Below are 24,156 nucleotides of genomic sequence, written 5' to 3'. Positions count from 1 at the left end.
CGATGGTTTCCATTCAATGGCGTCTTCTGCACCTTTGTATGTGCTGCTGTTCCCGGGCCGGGATTGTCTTCTACAACGCATTCCTGCTGAACAAGTGCTCATGGATGCCGGTGCGATGGTTTCCATTCAATGGCGTCTTCTGCACCTTTGTATGTGCTGCTGTTCCCGGGCCGGGATTTCAGTTGATACGATGTTCTTCCGTATTCCCGTATTTCTTCCCCGCTTATTCCGCTTCGTCCATTTTCTTCAACGCCTGCTCCAGGTCAGCCACCAGGTAACCTGCGTCTTCCAGCCCTATGTACAACCTCACCAGGCTGTGCCGGGGATCGTTCACATCAAAATCTTCCGTACGCAAACCGGCACAGGCGGGGAAAGCCAGGGATTCATGGCCGCCCCAGGACACCGCCATCAGGAAATGCTGCAGGGAATTGCAAAAGGCTTCCACCTGCGCGCGGTTGCCGGCTTTCAGCTGAATGGTGACCAACCCTGCAGCCCCTTTCATCTGGCGGGCAGCCAGCTCGTATTGCGGGAAATCAGGGTCTAGCGGGAAATATATTTTCTGGATGCGTGGATGGGCTTTTAACCAACTCACCACCTTACGGGTGCTGTCTGCACTCCTTTGCAGGCGTATCTCCAGCGTGCGCAGGCCCCTCAGCAGCAGCCATGCATTGAAAGGGGCAATGCCACTGCCGATGTTCAGGAACTCTGAGGCAAAAATGCGGCGTATCCTGTCACGGCTGCCGGTGAGCACCCCGGCCATGGTATCACTATGGCCGCTGATGAACTTGGTGGCAGACTGCAGGCAGAGGTCTATGCCCGCCAGGTAAGGTTGCTGGTACAGCGGTGTGCAATAACTGTTGTCTATGATGGTGGTTATATTGCGGCTGCGGGCCAGTTGTGCCACGGCCGCAACGTCTTGCAGCTCGAAGGTGAGCGAGTTGGGAGATTCCAGGTAGATCAGGCTGGTATTGGGGCGCAGGGCGGCCTCAAAATTGGCGGTAACAGTGCCGTCTACAAAAGTGGTGTCTACCCCGAAGCGGGGCAGTATGTTTTCAAATAACCGCCGCGCCCAGCTGTAGGGATCTCTCACACATACCACATGATCTCCTTTTTTTACCTGTGAAAGCACTGCTGCAAAAATGGCCGCCGCCCCGCTGCTGAACACCAGCGCATCTTCAGCGCCGTCCAGCGCGGCCAGCTTCTGGCGCAAAATATCAATGGTTGGATTGTTGCCCCTGGAATATAGAAAGCCGTTGTATTCGTCCAGCAAAAGGTCACGCAAGGCCGCCACCGTGTTAAAGGCAAAATTGCTGCTCTGTACAATGGGAGGAGCAATGGCATTAAAATAGTGTTCCCGCTCTTCACCCAGCTCGTTAATTATATAAGATAAATCCATATGCATAAAAACTACCCGCAAAGTACGCAACAATCTGCGTAACGGAACATTGCAGGGCAAAACTATGCTTCCGGCTTACCGGCCGGCCGTACCGCCCGCCGCATGAAAAAGTAAATGGGCAGGCCTGCTACGAACCAGACCATGCCGCTCAGGGCCTGGTGAATGTCTTTGATAAAAATGTTGACGGTAACAAACAGGTACACGGTAATAAAAAAGGCGGGCAGCAGGGGGTAGAGCTTCATTTTGTAAATGCCCGTATGGTCAAGATGAGCGGTGTTTTTGCGGAGGATGAAAATAGTGGCGGCCGCGGAAGCGAGGCCAATGGTATCGAACAGCATCACATACCGGATAATATTGTCGAAGTTGTTCATGAAGTACAACATGCCCACCACCATGGCGGCAAATACGGACAAGGCCACTTCCTGCACCTGCGTTTTGCTGTTCACCCGTTTGAACACGGCCGGTAATACCCCGTCTTCCGCCATGGCATAATACATGCGCGGGTTGCTCATCAGGTTCACATTGGCGTAACCCAGTACAGACAGGAAGAGCAGCACGGACGTGATCTTGAACCCGTACTCCCCGAAAAACACGGCCACCATGCGGGCGGCCAGCGCGTCCGTGTGTTTGAGCTGCTCAAAGCCCAGCACTTTTACATAGGCGTAATTCACGGTGATGTACAACAGCAGGATGATGCCGATGCCCAGGAAAATAGATCTGGGCATGTTCTTCGACGGCTCCTTCACATCACTGCCGAAGTTGATGGTTTGCTGGTAACCGCCGTAGGTAAAGAATACCGGCACCAGCGCCGCACCGAAAATGTAGGCCCATCCATGAGCAACCGGTGTTACCGCCTGCTCCACAGGCGGCGCCACGGAGTTGCTGAAAGCGGCCAGGCATAGCAGCAGCACCAGGGTGATCTTGAACACTGTGAGCACGTTTTGCCAGGTGGCGCTCATCCTGATACCCAGCATGTTGATGATGTACAGCACAATAACCGCCGTAATGGCAATGGTTTTCCGCCCGCCTTCATGCTGCATGGCTTCCGGCAGCAGCACGGGACCGATGTACTCCGCTCCTACCAGGGCCACCGCCGCAATAGAGGCGCCGTTGGAGATAACCAGCGTCCAGTTGATCATAAAAGAATAGGCCGGGTGGAAACCGTAAGACAGCACCTTGTAAAACCCGCCCGCCACCGGGTAGCGGGAGCCTATTTCAGCATAGGTAAGGGCCCCGCAGAGCGTTACCAGGCCTCCCAGCACCCATACGGCATAGAACAGCAGCGGCGTGCCTGTTTCCCGCGCCACGCTGACGGGTGTTCTGAAAATGCCCATGCCAATCACCAGCCCCACAACTATCATGGTAAGGTCAAAGGGACCCAGCTTAGGTTTAATACTCATACTTATACAAGATAACCGATTATTTACATAAAATATCCGTAGGTTTGCTGCCGGTAAACGGTTGCCCGGCGTGATACATTTCACGCGCACAGGGCATTAATAGGGAATCCGGTGTAAATCCGGAGCTATCCCCGTAGCTGTAATCCCGCTCCCGATACAAAGGGAACGTTTTCCGGTATCTGCAACCACTGTTCTGCCTGGCAGAATGGGAAGGTACCACCGGAAAGCGGGAGAGCCAGAAGACCTGCCGCATACCTCTTATTCAGTCCGCGCTTTCGGGTGAAAAGCGGAGGGTGTATGTGCGGCAGCCGCATGCTATACTTTTCAATTTCCCCTGTTCTGCGCGTATAAAAATGATTAACCTTACATGAAAACAACTAGCTTTTCGCTGATGGCTTTCAGCCTGCTGGCCCTGGGCCGGCCGGGCTTCGCGCAGGAAGACACCACGCGCGTGTCCCAACTTAACACCGTGGTGATCACGGCTACCAAATTCGCCAAAAAACAAAGCGAGACCGGCAAGGTGCTGACGGTGATTTCCCGTGAGCAAATTGAGCGCAACGTGGGCCGCACCGTTACGGACGTGCTCAATGAGCAGGCCGGCATCCTTATCAACGGCGCCGGTTCCAACCCCGGCAAAAACAAGGAGCTGTATTTCCGGGGCGCCACTTCGCAATACACGACCATTCTGCTGGACGGTATTCCTGTAGCGGACGCCACCGGCCTCACCGGCAACGCCATTGACCTCCGCCTGCTGCCCATAGACGCCATTGAGCGCATTGAAATACTGCGCGGCACCCAGTCCACCCTCTACGGGGCAGACGCCATTGCCGGCGTGATCAACGTCATTACCCGCAAAGGCAGCGGCAAACCGCTGAACGGCTTCGGCAACCTGGCCTGGGGCAGCAACCGCAGCATCAAGGGAACGGCGGGTTTGCGCGGCCAGCGAGACAATGTAGACTACAGCGTGGCCTTCACCCATTTTGAAACAGACGGCATTTCTGAAGCCGCGCCTTTCGACACCGTCACCAACCCGCAGTTTGACCGGGATGGTTACAAACAAAGCAGCCTGATGGCCAACATCGGCATACAGGCTACCGAACAGCTGCGCCTCACGCCCTTCCTGATCTTTTCTGACTACAAGAGCAGCTACGATGCCGGTTCTTTCCAGGACAACCTGACCAACAACAACAAATCCAACATGCTGCACACCGGCATGCGCGGCGTGTATGACCTGGGCAAAGGCCAGCTGCACGCCAACTTCGGCTACCAGAAAGTAACCCGCTACGATGAATCTGCCTGGGGCGTAACAGACCTGGACGGCCGCGCCTACTTCGCGGAACTGTACGGGCATTACAATATCACCAGCTGGCTGCAGGCGCTGGCAGGCGTGGAGTACCGCAAATCTGAACTGATGGACACTACGCTCATCAACACCGGTGCCTTCGGCATCGGCACACAGTACAACACCAGCCCTTACCTCTCGCTCTTCATCAAAAACCTGCACGGGTTCAGTCTTGAAGCAGGCGGCCGGTATACGCTGCATTCACAGTTCGGCAACCACTTCACGTACAGCATCAATCCTTCTTACATGATCCGGGATAAAGTGAAGCTTTTCGTAAACCTCTCCACCGGCTTCAAAGCGCCTACCCTCACCTCCCTGTACAGCAAATGGGGCAACCCCGCCCTGAAGCCGGAAAAGGCCACCAGCTATGAAGGCGGCGTGCAGACCGCCCTGCTGCAAGACAAGCTGGAACTGCGCGTAACAGGGTTTAAAAGAGATATCAAAGACGTGATCTCCTACATCAACTATCAATACGTTAACTATAACAAACAGAACGATAAAGGCGTAGAGCTGGAAGTAACCGCCCACCCCGTAAAAGGGCTGGACATTACGGCGTTTTACGCGTATGTAGACGGCGCCGTTACCACCGTGGCCGCCACACCGGGGAAAGACACATCGTACAACAACCTGGCCCGCCGCCCGGCCCATACCGGCGGCCTCAACATCGGCTACCGCTTCTCGAAATGCTATGTAGGCACCAACATCCGCCATACGGGTGACCGGGACGATATTTATTATGCCCCCGGCGCCTTCACCGGCGTAGCGCAGCCGCTCAAAGCCTACACCATCTGGGACATGTACGCCGAATACCGCTTCACCGGCAACGGCCGTCTGTTCCTGAACGCCAATAACATTACCAACAACCGGAAGTATTGGGAAATTTACGGCTACTCCGTACAGGGTTTCACCATGCAGGCCGGTATTGCATTTCAACTGTAAACACTCAATCATTTTTGTATGTCAGTTAAAAACTTACAACCCCGTTTGCTGGTACTGCTGCTGTTCATAGTAGCGGCCGGGGTGCTGCGCGTTACGGCAGCAGGACATATCACGCCGTTCTCCAACTTTTCTCCGCTGGGCGCCATGGCCTTGTTTGGCGGCGCCTATTTTGCAGACAAATGGAAAAGCTACCTGTTCCCGCTGGCGGCGCTTTTTCTCAGTGACGTGATCGTGATGCAAACGGTGTATAAACAATACGCCAGCGGTTTCCTGTTTGAGGGCTGGTACTGGAACTACCTGGGTTTTGCCGCCATGGTGCTGATCGGGCAGCTGGTGATCAAAAAAGTACGGGTGCTGAACGTAGTGGCAGGGGCTGTGGCAGCCGCCGTAGTATACTGGCTGGTTGCGGATTTCGGAACATGGATGCGCCCTTCCAATATTGATGTCACTACCGGCGTAGCTTATACAAAAGACTGGCAGGGGCTGATGAAATGTTACGCCATGGGCCTGCCCTTCCTGAAAAATACATTGCTCAGCAACCTGGTGTACAGCGGTATTTTCTTCGGGCTGTTTGAATATATGCAGCATAAAATACCTGCACTGGCTATTCACAGGTAAAAAAATCTCATCCATGACCGCCTCCTCCTTTCTCCCCGCCGCCACGCAAATGATCTATGACATGGGCCTGCAGCACCTGCTGGAAGGCGTCACCTTTGAATGCCCGCCCGCCGCGCTGGCCGAAAAACAGAAGGTGGTGCGCTGCGTGCTGGAAGGCAAACAATACAGCAGCGAAGAAATAGACCGCATTTTTTCCGCGTCAAAGGCGCAGGGGAAAAGCCTGTATTATGTAGACGAGCCACTGCTGGCCGCTATTGCACCTGACGTGATCTTCACACAAGACGTTTGCGAAGTATGCCAGATAGATACCCACTGCACGCAGCAGGCCGTGTATAAACTGCCCAAACAGCCGGAGCTGGTGAGCCTGAGCCCCAACAACCTGCAGGATGTTTTTAACTGCGCCATTACCATTGGCAAGGCCCTCGGGGAGGAGGTGGCCGCCTACCGCTACCTGGCCGGTCTCCAGCAGCGGCTGGATGCGGTAACAGACCGGCTGCGCGCAAACCGCGCGCCCTTGCGCCGTGTGATGATCATGGAATGGATGGCGCCGGTGTACAACTGCGGCCACTGGATACCTTACCAGGTGGCCTATGCAGGCGGAGTAGACATGCTTTCCAACCCGGCGGGAGATTCTATTGTAACCCCCTGGGAAAAAATTCTCCGTTATGACCCCGAAGTGCTGGTGGTGGCCCCTTGCGGTTTTCTCACTGGCCGTTCCGCCGAAGAGCTGCACCTGCTCACCCGCGTGCCCGGCTGGGAACAGCTCCAGGCCGTGCGCAACCATGAAGTATACCTGGCGGACTACGACCTGTTTACCCAGCCCAGTGCCAGTACGCTGGTAGACGGCGTGGAGGTGCTGGCCCACCTGTTTCACCCGCAGGTATTCAACGCGCCCGCAGGGCTGGAGCACAAGTTCCGGCTGATGGAGCCAGTCAGCGCTGTGAGCTGATGCCGCCTGCTCCCCGAAAGAGTTGTATATTTGCGGCCTGATGGACATTTTTCTGATCAGGCACACCACGCCTGCCGTTACCTACGGAACCTGCTACGGATTTGCCGACCTTGACCTTGCACCTACCTTTACAGAGGAAGCTACCCGCGTACAGGGAATTTTACCCGGCAAAAACTTTACGGTATATGCCAGCCCGTTGCAACGCTGCAGCAAGCTGGCGCATTTCCTTTTTGGCAGTACTTTTCAGACAGACGAGCGGCTGAAGGAAGTCAACTTTGGAGACTGGGAAATGAAAACCTGGAACGATATACGGGAAACCACCGCCCAGAACTGGATGGCGGATTACCTGCACCAGCCCTTGCCTAACGGGGAAAGCTACACACAGCTTTACAACCGCAGCGTAGCTGCCTTCCGTGACATGATAACCAGTGGCAAAGACACGGCCATTGTTACCCATGGCGGCGTGATCCGCTCCATACTTGCCTATGCCACCGGCACGCCCATTGAAGCCTCTTATGGCATCAGGGTAGAATACGGGCGGGTGGTACATCTGCACCTCAATGGCCAGGGCCTGGAGGTGAAAGGCGTGAACATGTAGTTTTATTTGCCCGGGCAGCGTTATACTGCCGGCCCACCTTATTTCTCAGCTTCCTGGAAAAAGTAGATAACAAACAGCAGGGCATCATCTTCCCCTACGTTGGAGAGTTTGTGGCCCAGGCGGCCATCGAAGAAAATAGAGTCTCCCGTCTGAAGAATATGGGATTCACCGTTAATGAGATGTTCTACTGTACCCCTGATCACATAATTGTATTCGTATGCGTCCGTTTTTAGCACCTGGTTACCACGGGCGCCCCGCTTGAGCTCCAGCAGCACAAAATCAGTGGGGCCGCCTTTGATGCCGCGGGTGAGGATACGCTTATACTGGAAACCTTTGCCGCTTTCTTTTTCAAAGGCCTGGTATTCGTTTTGTCTTTTGATCACCACTTTGGCGGCTTGCCTGTGCTGGTGGATGTCAATGAAAAACTCGTTCATGTCAAGGTCCAGCGCGCGTATGATGTTGACAAGCACCAGCAGTGAGGGTACGGTACGGTTGTTTTCTATTTGGGAAATGAGCCCCTTGCTCACGTCTGCCCTGTCAGCAAGCTCCTGCACGGTGATCCCCTTCGCCTTCCGTTTCTCCTTGATCTTGTTACTGATCTGGATAATAATATCTTCTTGCATACCCGCTCAAATAACTGACAAATTAAATATTTTAGTGCATATTGGGGTGGAAGAATGCCCTACTTTTGCCAAAATTCTATCATATGTTCAGTTTAGACCAGATCATTACCGTTGGCTTTACCCTGTTTGCCGTGATAGACATCCTGGGTTCCATACCTATACTGCTTTCCCTGAAAGAGAAGATCGGCGAGATCAATGCCGTAAAGGCCACGCTGGCCTCCGGCGTGCTGATGGTGGTATTTCTGCTGGTGGGAGAAGCCTTTCTGAAACTGATGAGCGTAGACCTGCAATCCTTTGCGGTGGCCGGTTCTATTGTGATCTTCATCATTGGCCTGGAAATGATACTGGGCATAGAATTTTTTAAAAGCGACCAGGACACGAAGACCGGCAGCCTAGTGCCCATTGCGTTCCCGCTGATTGCCGGCTCCGGCACGCTGACCACCATCATGTCTCTCAAAGCAGATTTTGGCGACTACAACATACTGGCCGGCATACTGGTGAACCTGCTGATCATTTACGTGGTACTGCGCTCCCTGAGCTGGATAGAGCGCATTTTGGGCAAGGCCGGGCTGATGGTGGTGCGCAAGTTCTTCGGCGTGATACTGCTGGCTATTGCCGTGCGCATTTTCAAGAGCAACATCGGCACGTTATAAAAATGTTTCGGAATTTGGTAAATTAGATTAGCTTTGCAGACCTTTTTGGCCTCGTAGTACAATGGATAGTATAAGAGTTTCCGAAGCTCCAGATCCTGGTTCGATTCCAGGCGAGGCTACAAAAAATGCATAAAAAAAGGCGTTCATCTGAACGCCTTTTTTTATGCTGTAAAATCATTGCACCGATTGATGCGCCTGCCTCCGGTGGCGGTGATGATGACCGGGGATTTTCACGGTCACACCTACGGCTGCAACACGGCAATACGTCCTTTGCTCCCCGCCAGGTACACCCTGGCGCCGTTCCTGGCCCGTTGTACAACGTGGTAGCCTTCCCCTTTCACCGGTTTCCAGTTGCGCCCCCCGTCAGTAGATATATCAGTGCCCGTGGGGCCGGTACAGATATAACGGTCAGCATCCAGGTAAGCAACACAGGAGCGGTAGCCGCGCGGGGGAGTTTGTGTTGCTTCGCTCTCCAGGTACTTGCCGGCCAGGCGATAGCAAGTAAATTTCGTATCGGCGGGATGCAGGTAGTCTCCCCCAACCATAACGCCGCTCTGCGCGTTGCGGAGGGCAACGGAGAAAAGCCCCGCAGCGTTCTTCTTGCCAATATACCGTTCAATTGGGCTGCCGCTTAGCGAACCGGGTGTCTTGTAATAGAGCCGGCTTTGGCTTCCGCCTGTTACCAGTACCCAGTTGCTATCCGGCAGCGTGGCAATGCTGGTGCCGCTGGCGGCAAAGGGCGCTTCCTCGAACTTCGCCCGGAGCCCTTCTTCCATGTCTTCCCAGCTGCGGCCGCCGTTGCGTGTGCGGAGGAGGACAAAATGATCTTCCACCGGGTCGCCAACGGCAATGCCGTTGTTTTCGTCCCAGAACGCTATTGCGTCCAGGAACATGCCGGGAGTATTGTCGTAAAAGGTTTGCTCCCAGTGTTTCCCGCCGTCTTCTGTGCGGTAGATGCGGGCCGGGGTGGCAATGGCCATAACGATGGCTACCTCTCCGCTGAAGGCTTCCACGTCCCGGAAATCACAGGTGTCACAACCGGGAACGGACATCCATTGCCAGGTCTTGCCCCCGTCCAGCGTGCGCCCCACTTTTCCGCCCGTACCAGATACCCAGGCCACATTGTCCGTTACGGCGCAGAGCCCGCGGATGCTGTTAATAGGAGCGGTGGTCAGCGGCCGGATGCTGGCGGACTGTGCCAGCAAAGCCCCTGAAAGCAGGGCAAAGCAGGCGCTAAGGCATAAGGTTCGGATCATTCGAATTAATTTTAAACAGGATGAAAAATTACAAATGTTCAAAATTATCGTCAAAATTGATCAGTCCCCACGATAAGTCCCATGCCAAGGCCCGGTTTTTGTGCCCGATAATTCAACCATAAACAGACTATCATGGCAGTAACAACTTTGAACCTGAGAGTAGATAATGTTCCGTATATCGTTACGGCCGAACCATTCGTATTTAATGAGGAAGAACGGTTCAGGATCACTTACAACGGCAGCCCTGCATATGTATTTGCCTGGGATGAAGAACTGTACCGCTTTGCTGCCATCGGCGACGAAGCTGCTACCTTTCCGGACAACCTGGAACAGGCCATTGCGCGGGAGTTAAAAGTGCCGGAAGATAAAAGAGCCGGCGAAGATAAACGGTGACCGACATGCTATTTAAAGCCGAATATCAGCGGGAATATAAAGGTGACTATAATTGTCCACACACAATACACCGGCAGGTAAGCGGAAATGACTTTTCCCACGGCGGTAACCTCGGTCTTTTTTGTCAACACCCTGAACAGTTGCACCGTTACCAGCAGCAGGTTGGCCAGTATCAGCACGTTGCCGCCCAGCACGGCCGCCCTGTTAGGCGTAATGCCCCATTCTGCAATACGGAAGAGGATGGCAGACAACGCAATACCGTTAACAATAATGGTGATAACAGAAAGTAGAAAAAGTACCCAGATGGAGGTCAGGTTTTCGGGTGCTTTGGATACCTCTGCAACAGAGAAAAAGATGATAGCCATCACACCAACCAGCAGCCCGTTGAACATCAGCAAAAACTCCCGGTCGTTATAAGGGTCTTTGCCCGAATAAACAATGGCAATAAGATAAATTACGAGCATCACCAATACCAGCGGGCTGAAAATTCTGGCAATGACCGGTGAGACCTTTCCTACCAGTTGCGGATTGGTTTGTGTAAGCCAGGTGCCCAGGATGGGCGCGGCGGGAAGTCCGAAAACCACAACATATTCCACGTAGAACTTTTCGATGTTGAGGCCAATCAGCTGGAAAAGCCCGATGGTCACAGCGGTCATGATGCCGCCCGCAATCAGGATGAGCGTGGTCATCACGATCAGGTCCCCATTATATCTTAAATAGCCGAGCCTTTGTTCCACATCATTCCTTGCGCTGTTAACGAATGCAAAACCCAGCAGCGACCATAAGAACAAAAGCAGGTGAATGGAGGATAAGATCAGGGTATCACTTTTGGCAACCGCGGGAAAGGAGTTGATAAAGATCAGCCCGGCCAGCATGGCGCCGGCTATAACGGCAATTTTACCGGCAGACAGTTTGTTCTTCCAGCCAAAGTAGGCCGTCAGCACCGGGAAAATGACGAACCCTACGTTCCTGGTGTAGAAAAACTCTTCATCGATCTGCAAAATGGCCGGCAGTTTTGCAATGAGGCCTGCCACAAGGGAGGCAATGATCACGAACAGCAGATCTTTGCCCGTGCCCCATGAAATTTCTTCTTTGGCAAAATTCAGCCGGGCGTTCCAGAAACCGGTCATGCTGCTATCTCCGAGTTGCGGATATAGTGCTTTAAATGCCTGTCTGAAAGCTGATCTATTTGCACGGTACAGCTTTTCAAGCTGCACGGGATTGTTGAGATTGGATAAGATTTCGTCTTTCATAAACACCGTAATGAATTGACTTTTATTTGTTTTTATGAGAATGGCGGAAGGCGGCTTTTTATTCACTCAAAGTACTTTGTATTTCAAAGTTAGTTAAAAAATCGACATTTCTACAAAAGGGTGGAAATATTTTTATCCTGAGCTGGCGGGCGGGGTGCTGTTGCCTGGAGGAAATGTTGAAAATACACTTATTTATTTCTATCTTTCATCATTCAACACGAATATAAATTCCATGTCTACGCTCTCACAAATACTCGAACACAAGATCATTGCCATTATACGCGGCGTACAGCCTGCTGACGTGCTGCCCCTGGCAGAAGCCATGTATGCAGGCGGCATCAGGCTGCTGGAGGTTACTATGAATTCCATTGAGCCGCTGGCCGTTATCAAGGAAGTAGCCGCCAAAATGGGAGATAAAATGATCATTGGCGCCGGCACCGTGCTGGACGCCCCTACCGCCCGGGAGGCCGCTGCCGCCGGGGCGCGTTTTATTCTCTCTCCCATATTGGAACCGGAAGTGATCAAAGCCGCGCGGGACCTGGGTATGGTCAGCATCCCGGGCGCCTATACCGCCACGGAGATTTATGCGGCCTACAAGCAGGGAGCAGATATGATCAAAGTATTCCCCGCTACTTCTCCCGGCTACATCAAAGATATTTCTGCGCCGCTACCTAAGATGCACCTGCTGCCCACGGGCGGCATTACCCCGGAGAACATCAAAGATTTCCAGAAAGCAGGGGCAGCTGGTTTTGGCATTGGCAGCGCGCTCGTGAATGCCAAAGCCGCCGTTACCCCGGAGTACCTGCAGCAGTTAACAGAAAAATCGCGGCAGTTCATTCGCGCCATTCAATCGTAAAATCACGTTATGAAAATAAAAAGCTACGAACTGTTCCAGGTGCCGCCGCGCTGGCTGTTCCTGAAAATAGAAACGGACGAAGGCATTACCGGCTGGGGAGAGCCCGTAATTGAAGGCAAAGCCGCCACCGTGAAAACGGCGGTAGACGAACTGATGGAATACCTCATCGGCAAAGATCCCATGCACATCGAAGACCACTGGAACGTGATGTACCGCGCGGGCTTCTACCGCGGCGGCCCCATCCTGATGAGTGCCATTGCCGGTATTGACCAGGCCCTGTGGGACATCAAAGGGAAATTCTATAACGCGCCCGTTCATGAATTGCTGGGCGGCAAGGCGCGTAATAAAATGAAAGTTTATTCCTGGATTGGCGGTGACCGCCCGGCGGAAGTAGGCGCAGCCGCCCGAAAAATGGCGGAACAGGGCTTCCTGGCCGTAAAGATGAACGCCACGGAGGAGCTGCAGTACATAGACAGCTATGAAAAGATAGACGCCGCCATTGAGCGTATTGCCGCAGTGCGGGAAGCCGGCGGCCCGGGTATGGGCATCGGCATCGACTTTCACGGCCGCGTGCACAAACCCATGGCCAAAATACTGGCCAAAGAGCTGGAGCCCTTCCGGCCCATGTTCATTGAAGAGCCGGTGCTGCCGGAGAACAATGAAGATCTGCGCGAAATAGCACAACACGTAGCCATTCCCATTGCCACGGGGGAGCGCATGTTTTCCAAATGGCAGTTCAAGACGCTGCTGAAAGACGGCTATGCAGATATCATTCAGCCGGATGTATCTCATGCCGGCGGCATCACCGAATGTAAAAAGATCATCTCCATGGCGGAAGCGTTTGACGTAGCCGCCGCGCCGCATTGTCCGCTGGGGCCCATTGCCCTGGCCGCCTGCCTGCAGGTAGACGCCACCTGCCACAACGCCTTCATACAGGAACAGAGCCTGGGCATCCACTACAACCAGGGCAGCGACCTGCTGGACTACCTGGCAGACAAAACCGTGTTCCATTACAAAGACGGTTATGTGGACATTCCCTCCAAACCCGGCCTCGGCATAGAGATCAACGAAGCGCATGTAAGGAAAATGGCCGCTGAAGGCCATAACTGGCGCAACCCCGTATGGCGGCATACAGACGGCAGTGTGGCGGAATGGTAAACACAGACCTGTAATTTCATGAAACCTACAAAAATACGCTACCAGGTACTGTTCCTGATATTCGTGAACGTGGTGATCAACTACATGGACAGAAGCAACCTGGCCGTAGCAGCGTCGGAAATAGACAAGGAATTTCAATTTACGCCGGTGCAGCTGGGGCTGATCTTTTCCGCTTTCAGCTGGACGTACCTGGCCTTCCAGATACCCGGCGGCATACTGGTGAACCGCTTTAGTCCCCGCATCCTTTACGCGTTCAGCCTCATAGCCTGGTCTCTCACCACCGTGATGCAGGGCTTTGCAAAAGGCTTTGCCACCCTCTTTGGCCTGCGCATGGCCACCGGCGTGTTTGAAGCGCCGGCCTTCCCTATCAATAACCGCGTGGTGAGCAACTGGTTCCCTGACAATGAACGGGCCTCCGCCATTGCCGTGTATACCTCCGGCCAGTTCCTGGGCCTGGCCTTCCTGATGCCAGTACTGTCAAAGATCCAGCTGGAGGTGGGCTGGAAAGGGTTGTTTGTGGTAACAGGCCTCATTGGTATCATATGGGGTATTGTGTGGTACATCTTTTACCGTGATCCGCACCAGCACAAATCCGTGAATACTGCGGAGTTACAGCATATTGAAAGCGGCGGCGGCCTGCTGGACAAACAAAACGCCCAAAAGAAAACCGCCTTCCGCTGGTCAGACCTGAAAGCCGTGCTCTCTTACCGCAAGCTCTGGGGCATTTACCTCGGCCAGTTTGCAGTGAATGCCACTACCTGGTTCTTCCTCACCTGGTTCCCGAAATACCTGGTAGACTACCGCGGGCTTGACTTCATCAAATCCGGTTACTGGGCCTCTGTACCTTACCTGGCGGCTTTTACCGGCATCCTGTGTTCCGGCTTCCTGTCTGATTACCTGGTGAAAAAAGGCATCTCTCCTGCAAGAGCGCGCAAATGGCCCATTATCATCGGCCTCCTGATATCAGCCTTCATTGTGGGCGCCAACTACGTAAATACGCCCGGCCTCATCATCTTTTTTATGTCCCTCTCATTCTTCGGGATAGGCTTTGCTTCCATCACCTGGATATTTGTGTCTACCCTGGCGCCCAAACATCTCATCAATCTTACGGGCGGTGTGTTTAACTTTATTGGCCAGCTGGCAGGCATTATAGTGCCCATCGTGATCGGCGTGCTGGCCAGCGGCGGCAGTTTTGCGCCGGCTTTGGTGTTTGTGGCGGTGTTAGGCGTAATGGGCGCCTGCTCATATATTTTCCTGGTAGGGAATGTGGAAAGAATAAAGGCGGGGGATGATGAATGATTTTCAGGTAAGAAGATGAGGGCCTTAATGGCAATTAATGATCTATAAACACAGCAGCAAATGAGCTATTTTTTGAGCTGCGACTGGGGCACCAGCTCCTTCCGGCTGCGGCTGGTAGAAGCAGGAAGCCTAAACATAATAGCAGAAGAAAAATCAGGCACCGGCATTGCCGGTACCTACCAGCAATGGCAACAAACCTCCCTACCGCGCGAAGATTTTTTTGCCGCCATTGTCAACCAGCAGATTGATACGCTGGCAGGGAAAACGGGTATACCACTGCAGGAGGTCCCCGTGGTACTCTCCGGAATGGCATCTTCCAGCATTGGCATGGTAGAACTGCCCTACAAAGAGCTGCCCTTCAGCCTGAATGGGACAGACCTGGCGGTGCAAACCTTTAGCCGGTTCATTATTATATCCGGCGTTACCGGTGGGCAGGATGTGATGCGTGGCGAAGAAACCAAAGCTGCAGGGTGCGCCACCTGGTTACCAGATACTGACCAGGACCAATTGCTGCTCATGCCGGGCACGCATCCCAAACACATCACGGTACGCCGCCACCAGGCGCTTCGTTTTCAAAGTTTCATGACCGGCGAATTTTTTGACCTGCTGTCTGCCCACAGCATCCTGGCCGCGTCCGTAGGCAGCGGCGGGCAGCTGGATGCCCCTGCCTGCCGGCAGTTCTTCACTGAAGGGCTGCACGCCGGCCGCACAAAGAACCTGCTACATGCCGCCTTCCTGGTACGCACCAACCAGGTGCTCAAAAAAGTACCACCCGAACATAACCAGTTTTATCTCAGCGGTCTGCTCATAGGATCAGAACTAAAAGAAGTGCCGCCCCAAACGCCCGTATACCTCGTGGCTGGCCCCCTGCATGCGCCGCTTTATACGCTGGCCTGCCAGGTGCTGGGTATTAACGTGGCAGCCGTAATAGATGCAGATGAGGCGCTGATACGCGGGCAGCAGACCGTTATCTCCAATTTGCGGCGCTAACAGCCGTTTCGTATTTTAGCATCCGTATAACAAATACCTATGAAGCAGATCTTCACTTACCTGGTAGCTTGCATGCTGATGCCGGCTATTGCTTTTTCCCAGGCACTGCCAGCCGGCACTCCCATACTCATTCTACAGGAAAACGAGGCTGCTCCCGCTTCCGCCAGACAAGTAGGCAGCATCCGGATCAAAGACGGCGGTTTCAAAATGCGCTGCGGGTACGAGCAAACCATGGAAGAGGCCCGCAACAAGGCCAGAGAGCAGGGCGCCAACATCGTGAAAATAACGCAGCTCAAAAGGCCTGACGCGCTCAGCACCTGTTACCGCCTGCGCGCGGATATCTATTACCAGGAAAACCTGGTTGCCATGCTGGCCGAGAGGCAGGCTAAACAAGAGGCCGAGCTGAAAGCCATGCTGCCGGATACTGCTTCTTACTCGCTGCTCTGCGTTTACCGGCCCAAAGGCGGCTATGGCTGGGCGGTAGAATACAATCTGCATGTAAATGACTCTACTGTGGGCCGCATTAAGAGCGGCAGCAAATTTGTGGTCAAACTGCGCAACAATGGCGAAACGAAAATATGGGCACGCACGGAAGCGCGGGAAGAAGTGATAGTAGACATACGGCCGGGGCAGATTTACTTTTTACGATGCGGCGTTGGTATGGGAGCACTGGTAGGCCGGCCGCAGCTAGGTTTTATACGCCCGGAAGAGGGGATGGAAGAATTTGCGGCTACGCCTGAACCCAAAGAATGATCTCCTGTTCTTTCATTTTCTGTGCTTCGCCGGCTTCTGCTCCTTTGACAGGAAAGCATCCAGCGCATCCAGTTTTTTTGTCCAGAATACGCGGTATTGCTCCGCCCAGTCTGCCACATCTTTCAACCGGCCCAGATCAGCCATGCAATGCCTTTCACGGCCCTGCTGTTTGATCACCACCAGGCCGCATTCTGTTAAAATGCGTATGTGCTTGGATACTGCGGGGCGGCTGATGTCAAAATGCTCCGCCACCGTATTGAGGTTCAGCGGCCGGCGCGCCAGCAGGTGAATGATTTCCCTGCGCGTGGGGTCTGCAATAGCCTGGAAAACATCTCTTCTCATGTTAAGTTCTTTCTGCTTCAAATATACGAAACCCAATGGTTACGTATCAGTTTGTTTGCAGATCTCCGCAGAAACGCAGTTTTCTTTATTTTGCAGGTATGATCAAGTTCACGGCCATACTTAAAAAATTCGAATCGCAAGGTGAAAAAACCGGATGGACTTACCTGGAAGTTCCGGCCAATCTTGCAACCAAACTCAAGCCCGGCACTAAGAAATCGTTCCGCGTCAAGGGCCTGCTGGATGACTATCCTATCCAGCAAACATCCCTGGTGCCCATGGGTGAAGGCGACTATATACTTGCCGTAAACGCCGCCATGCGCAAGGGCATCGGCAAACGCCAGGGCGCCCCCGTGAAGGTGCAGCTGGAAGAAGACGAAGTGGAATACCAGATGAACGCTGATTTTATGGCCTGCCTGCAGGAAGAGCCCCAGGCGCTGGCCTTTTTCAATACCCTCCCGCCCAGCCACCAGCGGTATTTTTCAAAGTGGATAGACAGTGCCAAAACTGAAGAAACACATGCCAAACGCATTGCGCTCTCCATCAATGGACTGGCAAAGAAAATGAAGTATAACGAAATGATCCGCGCCCAGAAGGCGGAGAAAGACAAATTCTGATCCAGGGCCGGTTTTGGCTTTGCCAGCGTAACATATTTAACGTTTTAGCTCGCCGTACCCTCTTTTTGAAGATACTCTTCAATTTTCGGGAAAGCCAGGTGGAACCAGTGGGTAAAGGTATCCGGCTCTTCCGCCAGCAGACGGCGAATGGCGCTCACCGGCAAAAAGCGGTGCGCCAGTACTTCCTCCGTATCCGGAGTTATAGCGCCATCATAGACGCCTAAAAACACGTGGTCAAACTCGTGCTCTGTAAGCCCGTTGTCAAGCGCAGCACGGTAAGTGAAGCTGAAAACTTCCTGCAGGTCACAGTCGAAGCCCATTTCTTCCTGCAGCCGGCGGTGAGCCGCAGCCAGCACATTTTCTCCCGGCAGCGGGTGGCTGCAGCAGGTATTGGTCCACAATCCACCGGAATGATACTTGTTAAGTGCCCGTTGCTGCAGCAGCATGTCCCCTTTAGCGTTGACTACAAACACGGAAAAGGCGCGATGCAGCAAGCCTTTCTGATGGGCTTCCAGTTTTTCCATGGTGCCAACAGGCTCATCCTTTTCATTAACAAGTATAACGGGCGGTAGTAACATTGCTTCGTCGGAAATGGTTTAGCCTATAAATATATATTAAGTTGTTGTGATTTTACAGCAGTGGGCAAAAATGATGAGCGTAGAGGTGGGCGTTCTCCTGCAGGTCAGGCGGAAGTCAGTCAAGGTTCCTTAGGCGCTTTGTTATGCCTGGTTACAAATAAGACGTACCCTGTCCGGCGGGTTAAGTTCCGGGTTCAGTACAAAGGCTCGAAGGGATATTGTGAATTGGAGTGATCCGGGGAAAGCGGATATCAGGAAAAAGAAAGTTAGAAACGGGTTACCTGGGCTTTCAACATTTTACGGGCAAAGTGGATGCGGCTTTTGATAGTTCCTAATGGTTCTTCAAGGATTTCAGCGATCTCGAAATATTTAAATCCGTCGAGGTACAAAATGAATGGTTTCTTGAAAATAACTGGGAGGTTATGAACACTCACTTGTATGTCTTTGATTCTCAGCCCGCTTTCTGCCTGGTTACCGATGATCACCTGTTGGGTATTGAGCAGGAAATCATTGGTGGAGTTGTCGAAGCAGAGGTGTTGTTTTGATTTTCGCCGGTAATTGTTAATAAAAATGTTTCTCATGATGGTGTACAGCCAGGCGCGGATGTTGGTGCCTGCGAGGTACTTTTCCTGGTTTGAAAGGGCTCTGAACATGGTTTCCTGATAAAGGTCCTTGGCGGATTCGGCATCCTTGGTCAACGTAATGGCGAAGGGTTTTAGGAAGTCAGCATTGCTGAGCAGTAGGGTGTTAAATTCAGCGGATGACATATTGTTTAATTTTTGTTATTCTAATTTAAACAAAATAAAGCGTTACTCCAAACAATTTTCGTGATTTTTTTTCGTTGTTGAGCTGGCGGTTCTTTTATTAACGATTTAATAATCAACTAGTAATAAATGGCAAGGAGTAAAGTAAAGTAGTTCTTCAACTGGTTAACCGGGTTACAAAAATTTTGAGTATTTATGCATGAATAATTAGACAAATGTTAGTTGATAATAATATAACACGAAAGGGTTACATGTACCCATTTCCAGTTCATATACGCAAATAAATGTTATTCAGTTTTGTAATTTTAAAAAAAAGTTTTGTGAGAATCACCGCTGATTTTCAATCGGCTAACATTTATATGCTATTTTTAATAAATTTGCCCGGTCATTTTTGTGAGCCCACTAATATGGGGTTTTATCAATATAAGAAACAATTCGAGAAAAGCTTTACTATAAACAGCGCATGAAGAAGTTAATTTTGGTCCCATTTTTCGTTTTGGTTGCTATTTGCGCGTTTGCTCAAGTGCCTTCCATTTCGCAAAAACAGGCCCAACAGATAAAAGTGGATAATCTTTCTGATGAACAAATTAGACAACTGGTATCAGAAATGAAAAGAAACAAGGTTAGTCTCGATCAAATAGATACTTATGCACAACAAAAAGGCATCCCCGCTTCTGAAGCGTCGAAGTTGAAAGATCGTATTAAGGCATTAAACCTGGAAAAGGAACTTAGCCCTGAAAAGTCTTCACAAGTCCCAAACAACGAAGCAGACCGAACGATAGACGAAGAAACCACGACTTATCAATCGGCTCGCGACAAGAAACCCATGACTGCTGCCGAACGTGCTTATGATGAGCGAAGGAAAAAAATTTTTGGCGCAGAGCTTTTCAGCAATAAGAATCTCACTTTTGAGCCCAATCTTCGCATGGCAACTCCGCCAAGCTACCGGTTGGCAGCCGGCGATGAGTTAGTTATTGACGTTTATGGTTATTCCGAGGTACAACACAAATTAAGGGTTTCCCCTGAAGGATACATTCGAATTCCCTACCTTGGTCCTGTATTTGTCAACGGGCTTTCCATCGACGAGGCGACAAAGCGGATTACTCAGCAACTATCTACAGTTTACGGTGGTATTAAATCAGGAAATACCTTTGTGCAGGTTTCTCTTGGAACCATCCGGAGCATTCGCGTACTATTAGTTGGGGAAGTAGAACAACCTGGCAGCTATACGCTGCCGTCGCTTGCAACAGTAGCTAACGCCCTATATGTTTCGGGAGGCCCAAACCTGAATGGATCTTTTCGTGATATCCAAGTGATAAGAAATGGCCAGTCGGCTGCTCACTTCGATCTGTATGACTTCCTCAACAACGGCGATCTCACTAATAATATCGTATTACAAGATCAAGATATTATTAAAGTAAACGCCTATAAAACACGTGTCGAACTTACTGGACAAGTAAAACGTCCTGCCATTTTTGAGGTTGAGGATTCGGAGACTTTACAAGACGTAATAAACTTTGCTGGTGGGTTTACAGATCTGGCATACAAAAATGTGATACGCGCTAACCGTATCAATAATAAAGAGCGAGAAGTAGTTAATATTCCCTATGAAACTGTGCCGTCTTTTTTATTGCGGGCCGGGGACAAGTTTACTGTTGACTCTGTTCTTAATAGATACACCAATCGTGTAACAATTACGGGAGCTGTATTTCACCCCGGCGAATACGCTCTCGAAAACAACATGACAGTAGCCGATCTCATTGAGCGGGCGGATGGCATAAAGGAAGATGCTTCGCTTTCCCGGGCTGTTATTTTTCGTTTAAAGGAAGATTTTATGCCTTCTTCGATGAGCTTTAGCGTTCAAGACATATTGTCTAAGCAGCAACGTATCTTGCTGCAACGAGAGGACAGCGTAGTGATTTATTCAAAGCTCAATCTGAGAGAAGATTATAAGCTAAAAATTTCCGGAGAAGTAAATAAGCCTGGATATTTCAATTATTCTGACAGTCTACAGGTAGGAGACCTGATACTCATGGCCGAGGGCCTTAAAGATGCAGCCTCCTTAAAAAGAGTTGAGGTTTCCCGGCGTATTCGCAATAAAGAGTATAACCCGTCTGATAGCGCCACTGCCATTGTAGCGCAGTTTGATCTAACTAATGACTTAACTTCATTTAATAGTTTCTATCTACAGCCATATGATGAGGTCGTGGTCCGTAAGTCTCCTATTTATTCAGAGCAAGCTTCAGTATCAATTGATGGCGAGGTGGTTTATCCTGGATCATATACCATCCAAAGCAAGAAAGAAAAGATATCGGATTTGATGAATCGTGCGGGAGGCCTTAGACCTGAGGCTTACCCCGAAGGTGCCGTGTTGCTCCGAAAAACATTCATTAATGCTTCAGACAGCGCACTTCTTGGCTCTAAATTAAATGTGTTCTATAACAAGCTGGGGGATAGTACAGCCGTTCGAAAGACAGAAACGAGCATTATTCAGAAAGAGCAGCTTTTGGGAATTAATCTTGTTGCAATTATGAAGTCACCCGGATCCAAGTATGATTTGTTACTTGAAGAAGGGGATATAATCAAAATACCTAAAAAACTAGAAACAGTACAGCTCTTTGGGGAAATATACTTTCCCAAAAAACTGCGCTTCGATAGATCAATAACATTTAGAGACTACATAAGGGGCGCGGGGGGCTTCACAAATAGTGCGTTAAAAAGAAGAAGTTATATCATATATGCCAATGGAGAAGTAAAAAGTACTCGCAAAGTATTGTTCTTCAATAGCTATCCCAAAGTAAAGCCTGGCGCTGAAATCTATGTGCCGGCAAAAAAAGAAGGTAAGCGTCTAACAGGCCAGGAGGCTATAGGCATTGGAACTGGGATAGCATCCATTGCTTTATTGATTGTGACACTATTGGATAAGATAAATCAATAAAATGGCCGTGGGCTTAAAAAGATCCTTTAAGATTGTTGCATGAACTCAGAAAATAATTATACCGGTAAAAATATAGAACGTGAGATTTCTCCTAAGGAATTGATCTTGAAGATTATTGACTGGCTTAAATTTTTAATCCGGAGCTGGAAATACATCTCCTTCGTAGCTATAATATTTGGCATAGCCGGACTCCTTTACGCACTGCAACAAAAACCTCAATATTCTGCGGAACTTACATTTGTTCTAGAAGACAGCAAGAGTAATCCTTTGAACGCCTACGCCGGCATGGCTAGCCAATTCGGTATAGATCTTGGTGGTGCAGGTAGCTCCGGACTACTTGCCGGAGACAATATTATGGAATACCTAAAGTCGAGGTTATTAGTTGAAAAAACACTCCTTTCGGCCATTCAGGTCAATAACCGGCAAGTGACACTCGCTGACATTTTTATGGAAATGTACGACTACAAATCGAAGTGGGAAAAAGGTCCATTAAGTACCGTTTCTTTTCCGCAAGGACAATCCAGGCAGTCCTTCTCTCTTCTGCAAGACAGTATCTTAAGCGCCTTTCATAAAAATATTGTAAAGAAAAATCTCCGTATCGATAAACCCGATAGAAAAGCGAGCTTTATTGCAGTTGTATGTACAAGCCCCAATGAAACGTTTTCGCAAAAATTTACAGAGCGCCTGGTGAAAGAAGCTACAGAGTTCTATATGCAAACAAAGACAAAACGTTCCAAAACAAATATTGAAAAGCTGCAGCAGACTGTTGATTCCATAGAAAACCTACTGAATAAAAAAACGTTCTCGGCAGCTTTATCAATGGACCTGAACCGTAATCCTGCTAAAAGCGTTGCAATGGTAGGAACAGAACTTAACGCCCGCGATAAAGAGATTCTTCGCATCTTGTATGCCGAAGTAACTAAGAATCTTGAACTTGCGAAAATGACTATGGCACAAGAAATGCCGCTAATTCAAATCGTTGATACACCGATATTGCCCCTAAAAAAGACGAAATTTGGGAAACTAAAAGGGATAGTGATAGGAACCTTCTTGGGTGCTTTATTATGCGTCTTGATATTGATTGTAAGCCGCCTTTACAAAAAAATCATGCAATAACAATTATTTAACAACCGTCTAATTGAACATGACTATATGTCTAAAGACCATGTAATAGCAATAGTAGGCCTGGGCTACGTTGGGCTCCCGCTTGCAATAGAATTTGGAAAAAAATACAAGGTGATCGGGTATGATATTAATAAGCTGAGGATAGACGAATTAAACGAAGGGAACGATCATACAAAAGAGGCTGACATAGAGAGCATGAAGACTTCTATGTCGTATTACACAGCAGGATCAGACAAAGGCCTCAAGTTTTCAGCCGACGTAGAGGCTATCAGAATAGCCAACATCTTTATAGTTACCGTCCCTACCCCTATTGACCAGTTCAAAGCGCCTAATCTTAAGCCTCTTATTAACGCTTCTGCAATGCTGGGCAAGGTATTAAAAAAAGGAGACATCGTGATTTATGAATCTACGGTATACCCCGGATGCACTGAAGAAGACTGCGTGCCTGTATTGGAAGATACATCTGGCCTTAAATACAACGTTGATTTTTTCTGTGGCTATTCTCCCGAACGGATTAATCCCGGCGATAAAGTTAATACCCTCACCAAGATAAAAAAAGTGACGTCCGGTTCAACTCCTGAAGTTGCAAATATTGTAGACAATCTGTATAAAAGCATCATTGATGCGGGTACATTCCGGGCATCTTCTATTAAAGTAGCAGAGGCATCTAAAGCGATAGAAAATGCGCAACGAGATATTAACATTAGCTTTGTAAATGAACTTGCCCTTATATTTGACCGCATTGGCATAGATACAACGGATGTAATCGAGGCCGCAGGGTCGAAATGGAACTTTTTAAAGTATAAACCGGGACTGGTAGGAGGCCATTGCATTGGGGTAGATCCCTATTACCTTGCACATAAGGCAGAATCGCTAGGCTATCATCCGCAAGTCATTCTTTCTGGCAGAAGAGTCAACGACAATATGGGTATGTTCGTGGCAAACAAGGTAGTAAAATTAATGATTCAAAAAGGTCAGCGTATAGGCGGAGCGAAAGCTTTAATCCTTGGCGTTACCTTTAAGGAAAACTGCCCAGACATCCGTAATTCGAAAGTTGTGGATATATACCGGGAACTACTGCAGTTTGGCATGAATGTGCAGGTATTTGATCCACATGCGAACGAAAGAGAAGTTGAGGAAGAATATGGAATCAAACTTATATCTGACATAGGTACTGGATTTGATGCTGTTATTCTAGCCGTAGCTCACAATGAGTTTCTGGAGGTTGATTTCAAAAAACTGCGCAACGGGCATGAAACGGTTATATTTGACACGAAGGCATTTCTTGATCGTACACTGGTTGATGGTCGTTTATAATC

General features: G+C 50.3%; 23 protein-coding genes, 1 tRNA gene and 1 riboswitch. Of the genes, 16 read left to right on the top strand and 8 right to left on the bottom strand.

What is annotated here, in order from left to right; translation table 11 throughout:
• Positions 1–223 precede the first annotated feature (223 nt).
• Both ABDW36_RS05515 and ABDW36_RS05510 read right to left on the bottom strand, forming a co-directional pair.
• Positions 224–1,396: an aminotransferase class I/II-fold pyridoxal phosphate-dependent enzyme gene (locus tag ABDW36_RS05515; protein ID WP_343700875.1), complete on the bottom strand. Its 1,173-nt coding sequence runs from the start codon at positions 1,394–1,396 to the stop codon at positions 224–226.
• Positions 1,397–1,458: 62 nt separating this feature from the next.
• Positions 1,459–2,796 carry an amino acid permease gene (locus ABDW36_RS05510; RefSeq protein WP_343700874.1) on the bottom strand — a complete coding sequence of 446 codons (1,338 nt, stop codon included), beginning with the start codon at positions 2,794–2,796 and terminating at the stop codon, positions 1,459–1,461.
• Positions 2,797–2,837: 41 nt separating this feature from the next.
• A riboswitch (cobalamin riboswitch) is annotated at positions 2,838–3,063 on the top strand.
• Positions 3,064–3,163: 100 nt separating this feature from the next.
• Here ABDW36_RS05510 and ABDW36_RS05505 point away from each other — a divergent pair.
• From ABDW36_RS05505 to cobC, 4 genes are read left to right on the top strand one after another with little or no spacing between them, the layout of a single operon-like run.
• Entirely contained in the window at positions 3,164–5,077 is a 1,914-nt protein-coding gene (locus tag ABDW36_RS05505; protein ID WP_343700873.1) for a TonB-dependent receptor, read from the top strand.
• A gap of 18 nt (positions 5,078–5,095) precedes the next feature.
• On the top strand, positions 5,096–5,695 hold the full coding sequence (locus ABDW36_RS05500) for a DUF6580 family putative transport protein (protein ID WP_343700872.1): 600 nt from the start codon (positions 5,096–5,098) through the stop codon (positions 5,693–5,695).
• Between the two features lie 13 nt (positions 5,696–5,708).
• Positions 5,709–6,644: an ABC transporter substrate-binding protein gene (locus ABDW36_RS05495; protein ID WP_343700871.1), complete on the top strand. Its 936-nt coding sequence runs from the start codon at positions 5,709–5,711 to the stop codon at positions 6,642–6,644.
• A gap of 40 nt (positions 6,645–6,684) precedes the next feature.
• Complete coding sequence (gene cobC / locus ABDW36_RS05490) at positions 6,685–7,242, top strand: alpha-ribazole phosphatase (RefSeq protein ID WP_343700870.1); 558 nt, start codon at positions 6,685–6,687, stop codon at positions 7,240–7,242.
• A 38-nt stretch (positions 7,243–7,280) separates the two neighbouring features.
• Here the strand turns inward: cobC and ABDW36_RS05485 are convergent, their stop codons facing one another.
• Positions 7,281–7,865: an XRE family transcriptional regulator gene (locus tag ABDW36_RS05485; protein WP_343700869.1), complete on the bottom strand. Its 585-nt coding sequence runs from the start codon at positions 7,863–7,865 to the stop codon at positions 7,281–7,283.
• Between the two features lie 83 nt (positions 7,866–7,948).
• On the opposite strand from ABDW36_RS05485, the gene ABDW36_RS05480 reads away from it, so the two are divergent.
• Together ABDW36_RS05480 and ABDW36_RS05475 are read left to right on the top strand one after the other, a co-directional pair.
• The gene (locus tag ABDW36_RS05480) at positions 7,949–8,518 is read left to right on the top strand and encodes a MarC family protein (protein ID WP_343700868.1); all 570 of its coding nucleotides are present in this window, start codon (positions 7,949–7,951) and stop codon (positions 8,516–8,518) included.
• Between the two features lie 47 nt (positions 8,519–8,565).
• Positions 8,566–8,637, top strand: a tRNA-Arg gene (locus ABDW36_RS05475).
• 123 nt (positions 8,638–8,760) lie between these two features.
• Here the strand turns inward: ABDW36_RS05475 and ABDW36_RS05470 are convergent.
• On the bottom strand, positions 8,761–9,774 hold the full coding sequence (locus tag ABDW36_RS05470) for an oxidoreductase (protein ID WP_343700867.1): 1,014 nt from the start codon (positions 9,772–9,774) through the stop codon (positions 8,761–8,763).
• A 132-nt stretch (positions 9,775–9,906) separates the two neighbouring features.
• Between ABDW36_RS05470 and ABDW36_RS05465 the strand changes: the two genes are divergently transcribed.
• A complete protein-coding gene (locus ABDW36_RS05465; RefSeq protein ID WP_343700866.1) occupies positions 9,907–10,167 on the top strand; it encodes a hypothetical protein in 261 nt (86 codons plus the stop codon).
• A gap of 8 nt (positions 10,168–10,175) precedes the next feature.
• Here ABDW36_RS05465 and ABDW36_RS05460 read toward each other — a convergent pair whose 3' ends face one another.
• On the bottom strand, positions 10,176–11,420 hold the full coding sequence (locus ABDW36_RS05460; RefSeq protein WP_343700865.1) for a hypothetical protein: 1,245 nt from the start codon (positions 11,418–11,420) through the stop codon (positions 10,176–10,178).
• Positions 11,421–11,652: 232 nt separating this feature from the next.
• Here ABDW36_RS05460 and ABDW36_RS05455 point away from each other — a divergent pair, with 232 nt between their 5' ends.
• Genes ABDW36_RS05455 through ABDW36_RS05435 form a run of 5 tightly spaced genes read left to right on the top strand, consistent with a single transcriptional unit; the run spans position 11,653 to position 16,476 of the window.
• Positions 11,653–12,276 carry a bifunctional 4-hydroxy-2-oxoglutarate aldolase/2-dehydro-3-deoxy-phosphogluconate aldolase gene (locus ABDW36_RS05455; RefSeq protein ID WP_343700864.1) on the top strand — a complete coding sequence of 208 codons (624 nt, stop codon included), beginning with the start codon at positions 11,653–11,655 and terminating at the stop codon, positions 12,274–12,276.
• A gap of 9 nt (positions 12,277–12,285) precedes the next feature.
• Entirely contained in the window at positions 12,286–13,434 is a 1,149-nt protein-coding gene (dgoD, locus tag ABDW36_RS05450) for a galactonate dehydratase (RefSeq protein WP_343700863.1), read from the top strand.
• An 18-nt stretch (positions 13,435–13,452) separates the two neighbouring features.
• The gene (locus ABDW36_RS05445) at positions 13,453–14,733 is read left to right on the top strand and encodes an MFS transporter (protein ID WP_343700862.1); all 1,281 of its coding nucleotides are present in this window, start codon (positions 13,453–13,455) and stop codon (positions 14,731–14,733) included.
• A 60-nt stretch (positions 14,734–14,793) separates the two neighbouring features.
• Positions 14,794–15,723: a 2-dehydro-3-deoxygalactonokinase gene (locus ABDW36_RS05440; protein ID WP_343700861.1), complete on the top strand. Its 930-nt coding sequence runs from the start codon at positions 14,794–14,796 to the stop codon at positions 15,721–15,723.
• Positions 15,724–15,762: 39 nt separating this feature from the next.
• On the top strand, positions 15,763–16,476 hold the full coding sequence (locus ABDW36_RS05435; protein ID WP_343700860.1) for a hypothetical protein: 714 nt from the start codon (positions 15,763–15,765) through the stop codon (positions 16,474–16,476).
• Positions 16,477–16,488: 12 nt separating this feature from the next.
• Here ABDW36_RS05435 and ABDW36_RS05430 read toward each other — a convergent pair whose 3' ends face one another.
• On the bottom strand, positions 16,489–16,818 hold the full coding sequence (locus tag ABDW36_RS05430; protein WP_343700859.1) for a metalloregulator ArsR/SmtB family transcription factor: 330 nt from the start codon (positions 16,816–16,818) through the stop codon (positions 16,489–16,491).
• Positions 16,819–16,916: 98 nt separating this feature from the next.
• On the opposite strand from ABDW36_RS05430, the gene ABDW36_RS05425 reads away from it, so the two are divergent.
• Positions 16,917–17,432, top strand: a complete 516-nt coding sequence (locus ABDW36_RS05425) for a YdeI/OmpD-associated family protein (protein WP_343700858.1) — start codon at positions 16,917–16,919, stop codon at positions 17,430–17,432.
• A 44-nt stretch (positions 17,433–17,476) separates the two neighbouring features.
• On the opposite strand, the gene idi is transcribed toward ABDW36_RS05425, so the two are convergent.
• Both idi and ABDW36_RS05415 read right to left on the bottom strand, forming a co-directional pair.
• Positions 17,477–18,010, bottom strand: a complete 534-nt coding sequence (idi, locus tag ABDW36_RS05420) for an isopentenyl-diphosphate Delta-isomerase (RefSeq protein ID WP_343700857.1) — start codon at positions 18,008–18,010, stop codon at positions 17,477–17,479.
• 266 nt (positions 18,011–18,276) lie between these two features.
• On the bottom strand, positions 18,277–18,777 hold the full coding sequence (locus tag ABDW36_RS05415; RefSeq protein WP_343700856.1) for an RNA polymerase sigma factor: 501 nt from the start codon (positions 18,775–18,777) through the stop codon (positions 18,277–18,279).
• A gap of 460 nt (positions 18,778–19,237) precedes the next feature.
• Here ABDW36_RS05415 and ABDW36_RS05410 point away from each other — a divergent pair, with 460 nt between their 5' ends.
• Genes ABDW36_RS05410 through ABDW36_RS05400 form a run of 3 tightly spaced genes read left to right on the top strand, consistent with a single transcriptional unit; the run spans position 19,238 to position 24,154 of the window.
• Positions 19,238–21,712: an SLBB domain-containing protein gene (locus tag ABDW36_RS05410; protein ID WP_343700855.1), complete on the top strand. Its 2,475-nt coding sequence runs from the start codon at positions 19,238–19,240 to the stop codon at positions 21,710–21,712.
• A 39-nt stretch (positions 21,713–21,751) separates the two neighbouring features.
• Positions 21,752–22,828 carry a Wzz/FepE/Etk N-terminal domain-containing protein gene (locus tag ABDW36_RS05405; RefSeq protein WP_343700854.1) on the top strand — a complete coding sequence of 359 codons (1,077 nt, stop codon included), beginning with the start codon at positions 21,752–21,754 and terminating at the stop codon, positions 22,826–22,828.
• A gap of 36 nt (positions 22,829–22,864) precedes the next feature.
• Positions 22,865–24,154 carry a nucleotide sugar dehydrogenase gene (locus ABDW36_RS05400; protein WP_343700853.1) on the top strand — a complete coding sequence of 430 codons (1,290 nt, stop codon included), beginning with the start codon at positions 22,865–22,867 and terminating at the stop codon, positions 24,152–24,154.
• Positions 24,155–24,156 lie beyond the last annotated feature (2 nt).

This window comes from Chitinophaga sp. (genome assembly GCF_039596455.1).
In the GTDB taxonomy this organism is placed as follows: domain Bacteria; phylum Bacteroidota; class Bacteroidia; order Chitinophagales; family Chitinophagaceae; genus Chitinophaga.
The sequence above is the reverse complement of the archived record's forward strand: the minus strand, read 5'-3'. Positions and strand labels throughout refer to the sequence as shown.

Coding starts and splice junctions, on each gene's coding strand:
- ABDW36_RS05515 (WP_343700875.1), bottom strand. CDS start 1,396: ATGGATTTATCTTATATAATTAACGAGCTGGGTGAAGAGCGGGAACAC.
- ABDW36_RS05510 (WP_343700874.1), bottom strand. CDS start 2,796: ATGAGTATTAAACCTAAGCTGGGTCCCTTTGACCTTACCATGATAGTT.
- ABDW36_RS05505 (WP_343700873.1), top strand. CDS start 3,164: ATGAAAACAACTAGCTTTTCGCTGATGGCTTTCAGCCTGCTGGCCCTG.
- ABDW36_RS05500 (WP_343700872.1), top strand. CDS start 5,096: ATGTCAGTTAAAAACTTACAACCCCGTTTGCTGGTACTGCTGCTGTTC.
- ABDW36_RS05495 (WP_343700871.1), top strand. CDS start 5,709: ATGACCGCCTCCTCCTTTCTCCCCGCCGCCACGCAAATGATCTATGAC.
- cobC (WP_343700870.1), top strand. CDS start 6,685: ATGGACATTTTTCTGATCAGGCACACCACGCCTGCCGTTACCTACGGA.
- ABDW36_RS05485 (WP_343700869.1), bottom strand. CDS start 7,865: ATGCAAGAAGATATTATTATCCAGATCAGTAACAAGATCAAGGAGAAA.
- ABDW36_RS05480 (WP_343700868.1), top strand. CDS start 7,949: ATGTTCAGTTTAGACCAGATCATTACCGTTGGCTTTACCCTGTTTGCC.
- ABDW36_RS05470 (WP_343700867.1), bottom strand. CDS start 9,774: ATGATCCGAACCTTATGCCTTAGCGCCTGCTTTGCCCTGCTTTCAGGG.
- ABDW36_RS05465 (WP_343700866.1), top strand. CDS start 9,907: ATGGCAGTAACAACTTTGAACCTGAGAGTAGATAATGTTCCGTATATC.
- ABDW36_RS05460 (WP_343700865.1), bottom strand. CDS start 11,420: ATGAAAGACGAAATCTTATCCAATCTCAACAATCCCGTGCAGCTTGAA.
- ABDW36_RS05455 (WP_343700864.1), top strand. CDS start 11,653: ATGTCTACGCTCTCACAAATACTCGAACACAAGATCATTGCCATTATA.
- dgoD (WP_343700863.1), top strand. CDS start 12,286: ATGAAAATAAAAAGCTACGAACTGTTCCAGGTGCCGCCGCGCTGGCTG.
- ABDW36_RS05445 (WP_343700862.1), top strand. CDS start 13,453: ATGAAACCTACAAAAATACGCTACCAGGTACTGTTCCTGATATTCGTG.
- ABDW36_RS05440 (WP_343700861.1), top strand. CDS start 14,794: ATGAGCTATTTTTTGAGCTGCGACTGGGGCACCAGCTCCTTCCGGCTG.
- ABDW36_RS05435 (WP_343700860.1), top strand. CDS start 15,763: ATGAAGCAGATCTTCACTTACCTGGTAGCTTGCATGCTGATGCCGGCT.
- ABDW36_RS05430 (WP_343700859.1), bottom strand. CDS start 16,818: ATGAGAAGAGATGTTTTCCAGGCTATTGCAGACCCCACGCGCAGGGAA.
- ABDW36_RS05425 (WP_343700858.1), top strand. CDS start 16,917: ATGATCAAGTTCACGGCCATACTTAAAAAATTCGAATCGCAAGGTGAA.
- idi (WP_343700857.1), bottom strand. CDS start 18,010: ATGTTACTACCGCCCGTTATACTTGTTAATGAAAAGGATGAGCCTGTT.
- ABDW36_RS05415 (WP_343700856.1), bottom strand. CDS start 18,777: ATGTCATCCGCTGAATTTAACACCCTACTGCTCAGCAATGCTGACTTC.
- ABDW36_RS05410 (WP_343700855.1), top strand. CDS start 19,238: ATGAAGAAGTTAATTTTGGTCCCATTTTTCGTTTTGGTTGCTATTTGC.
- ABDW36_RS05405 (WP_343700854.1), top strand. CDS start 21,752: ATGAACTCAGAAAATAATTATACCGGTAAAAATATAGAACGTGAGATT.
- ABDW36_RS05400 (WP_343700853.1), top strand. CDS start 22,865: ATGTCTAAAGACCATGTAATAGCAATAGTAGGCCTGGGCTACGTTGGG.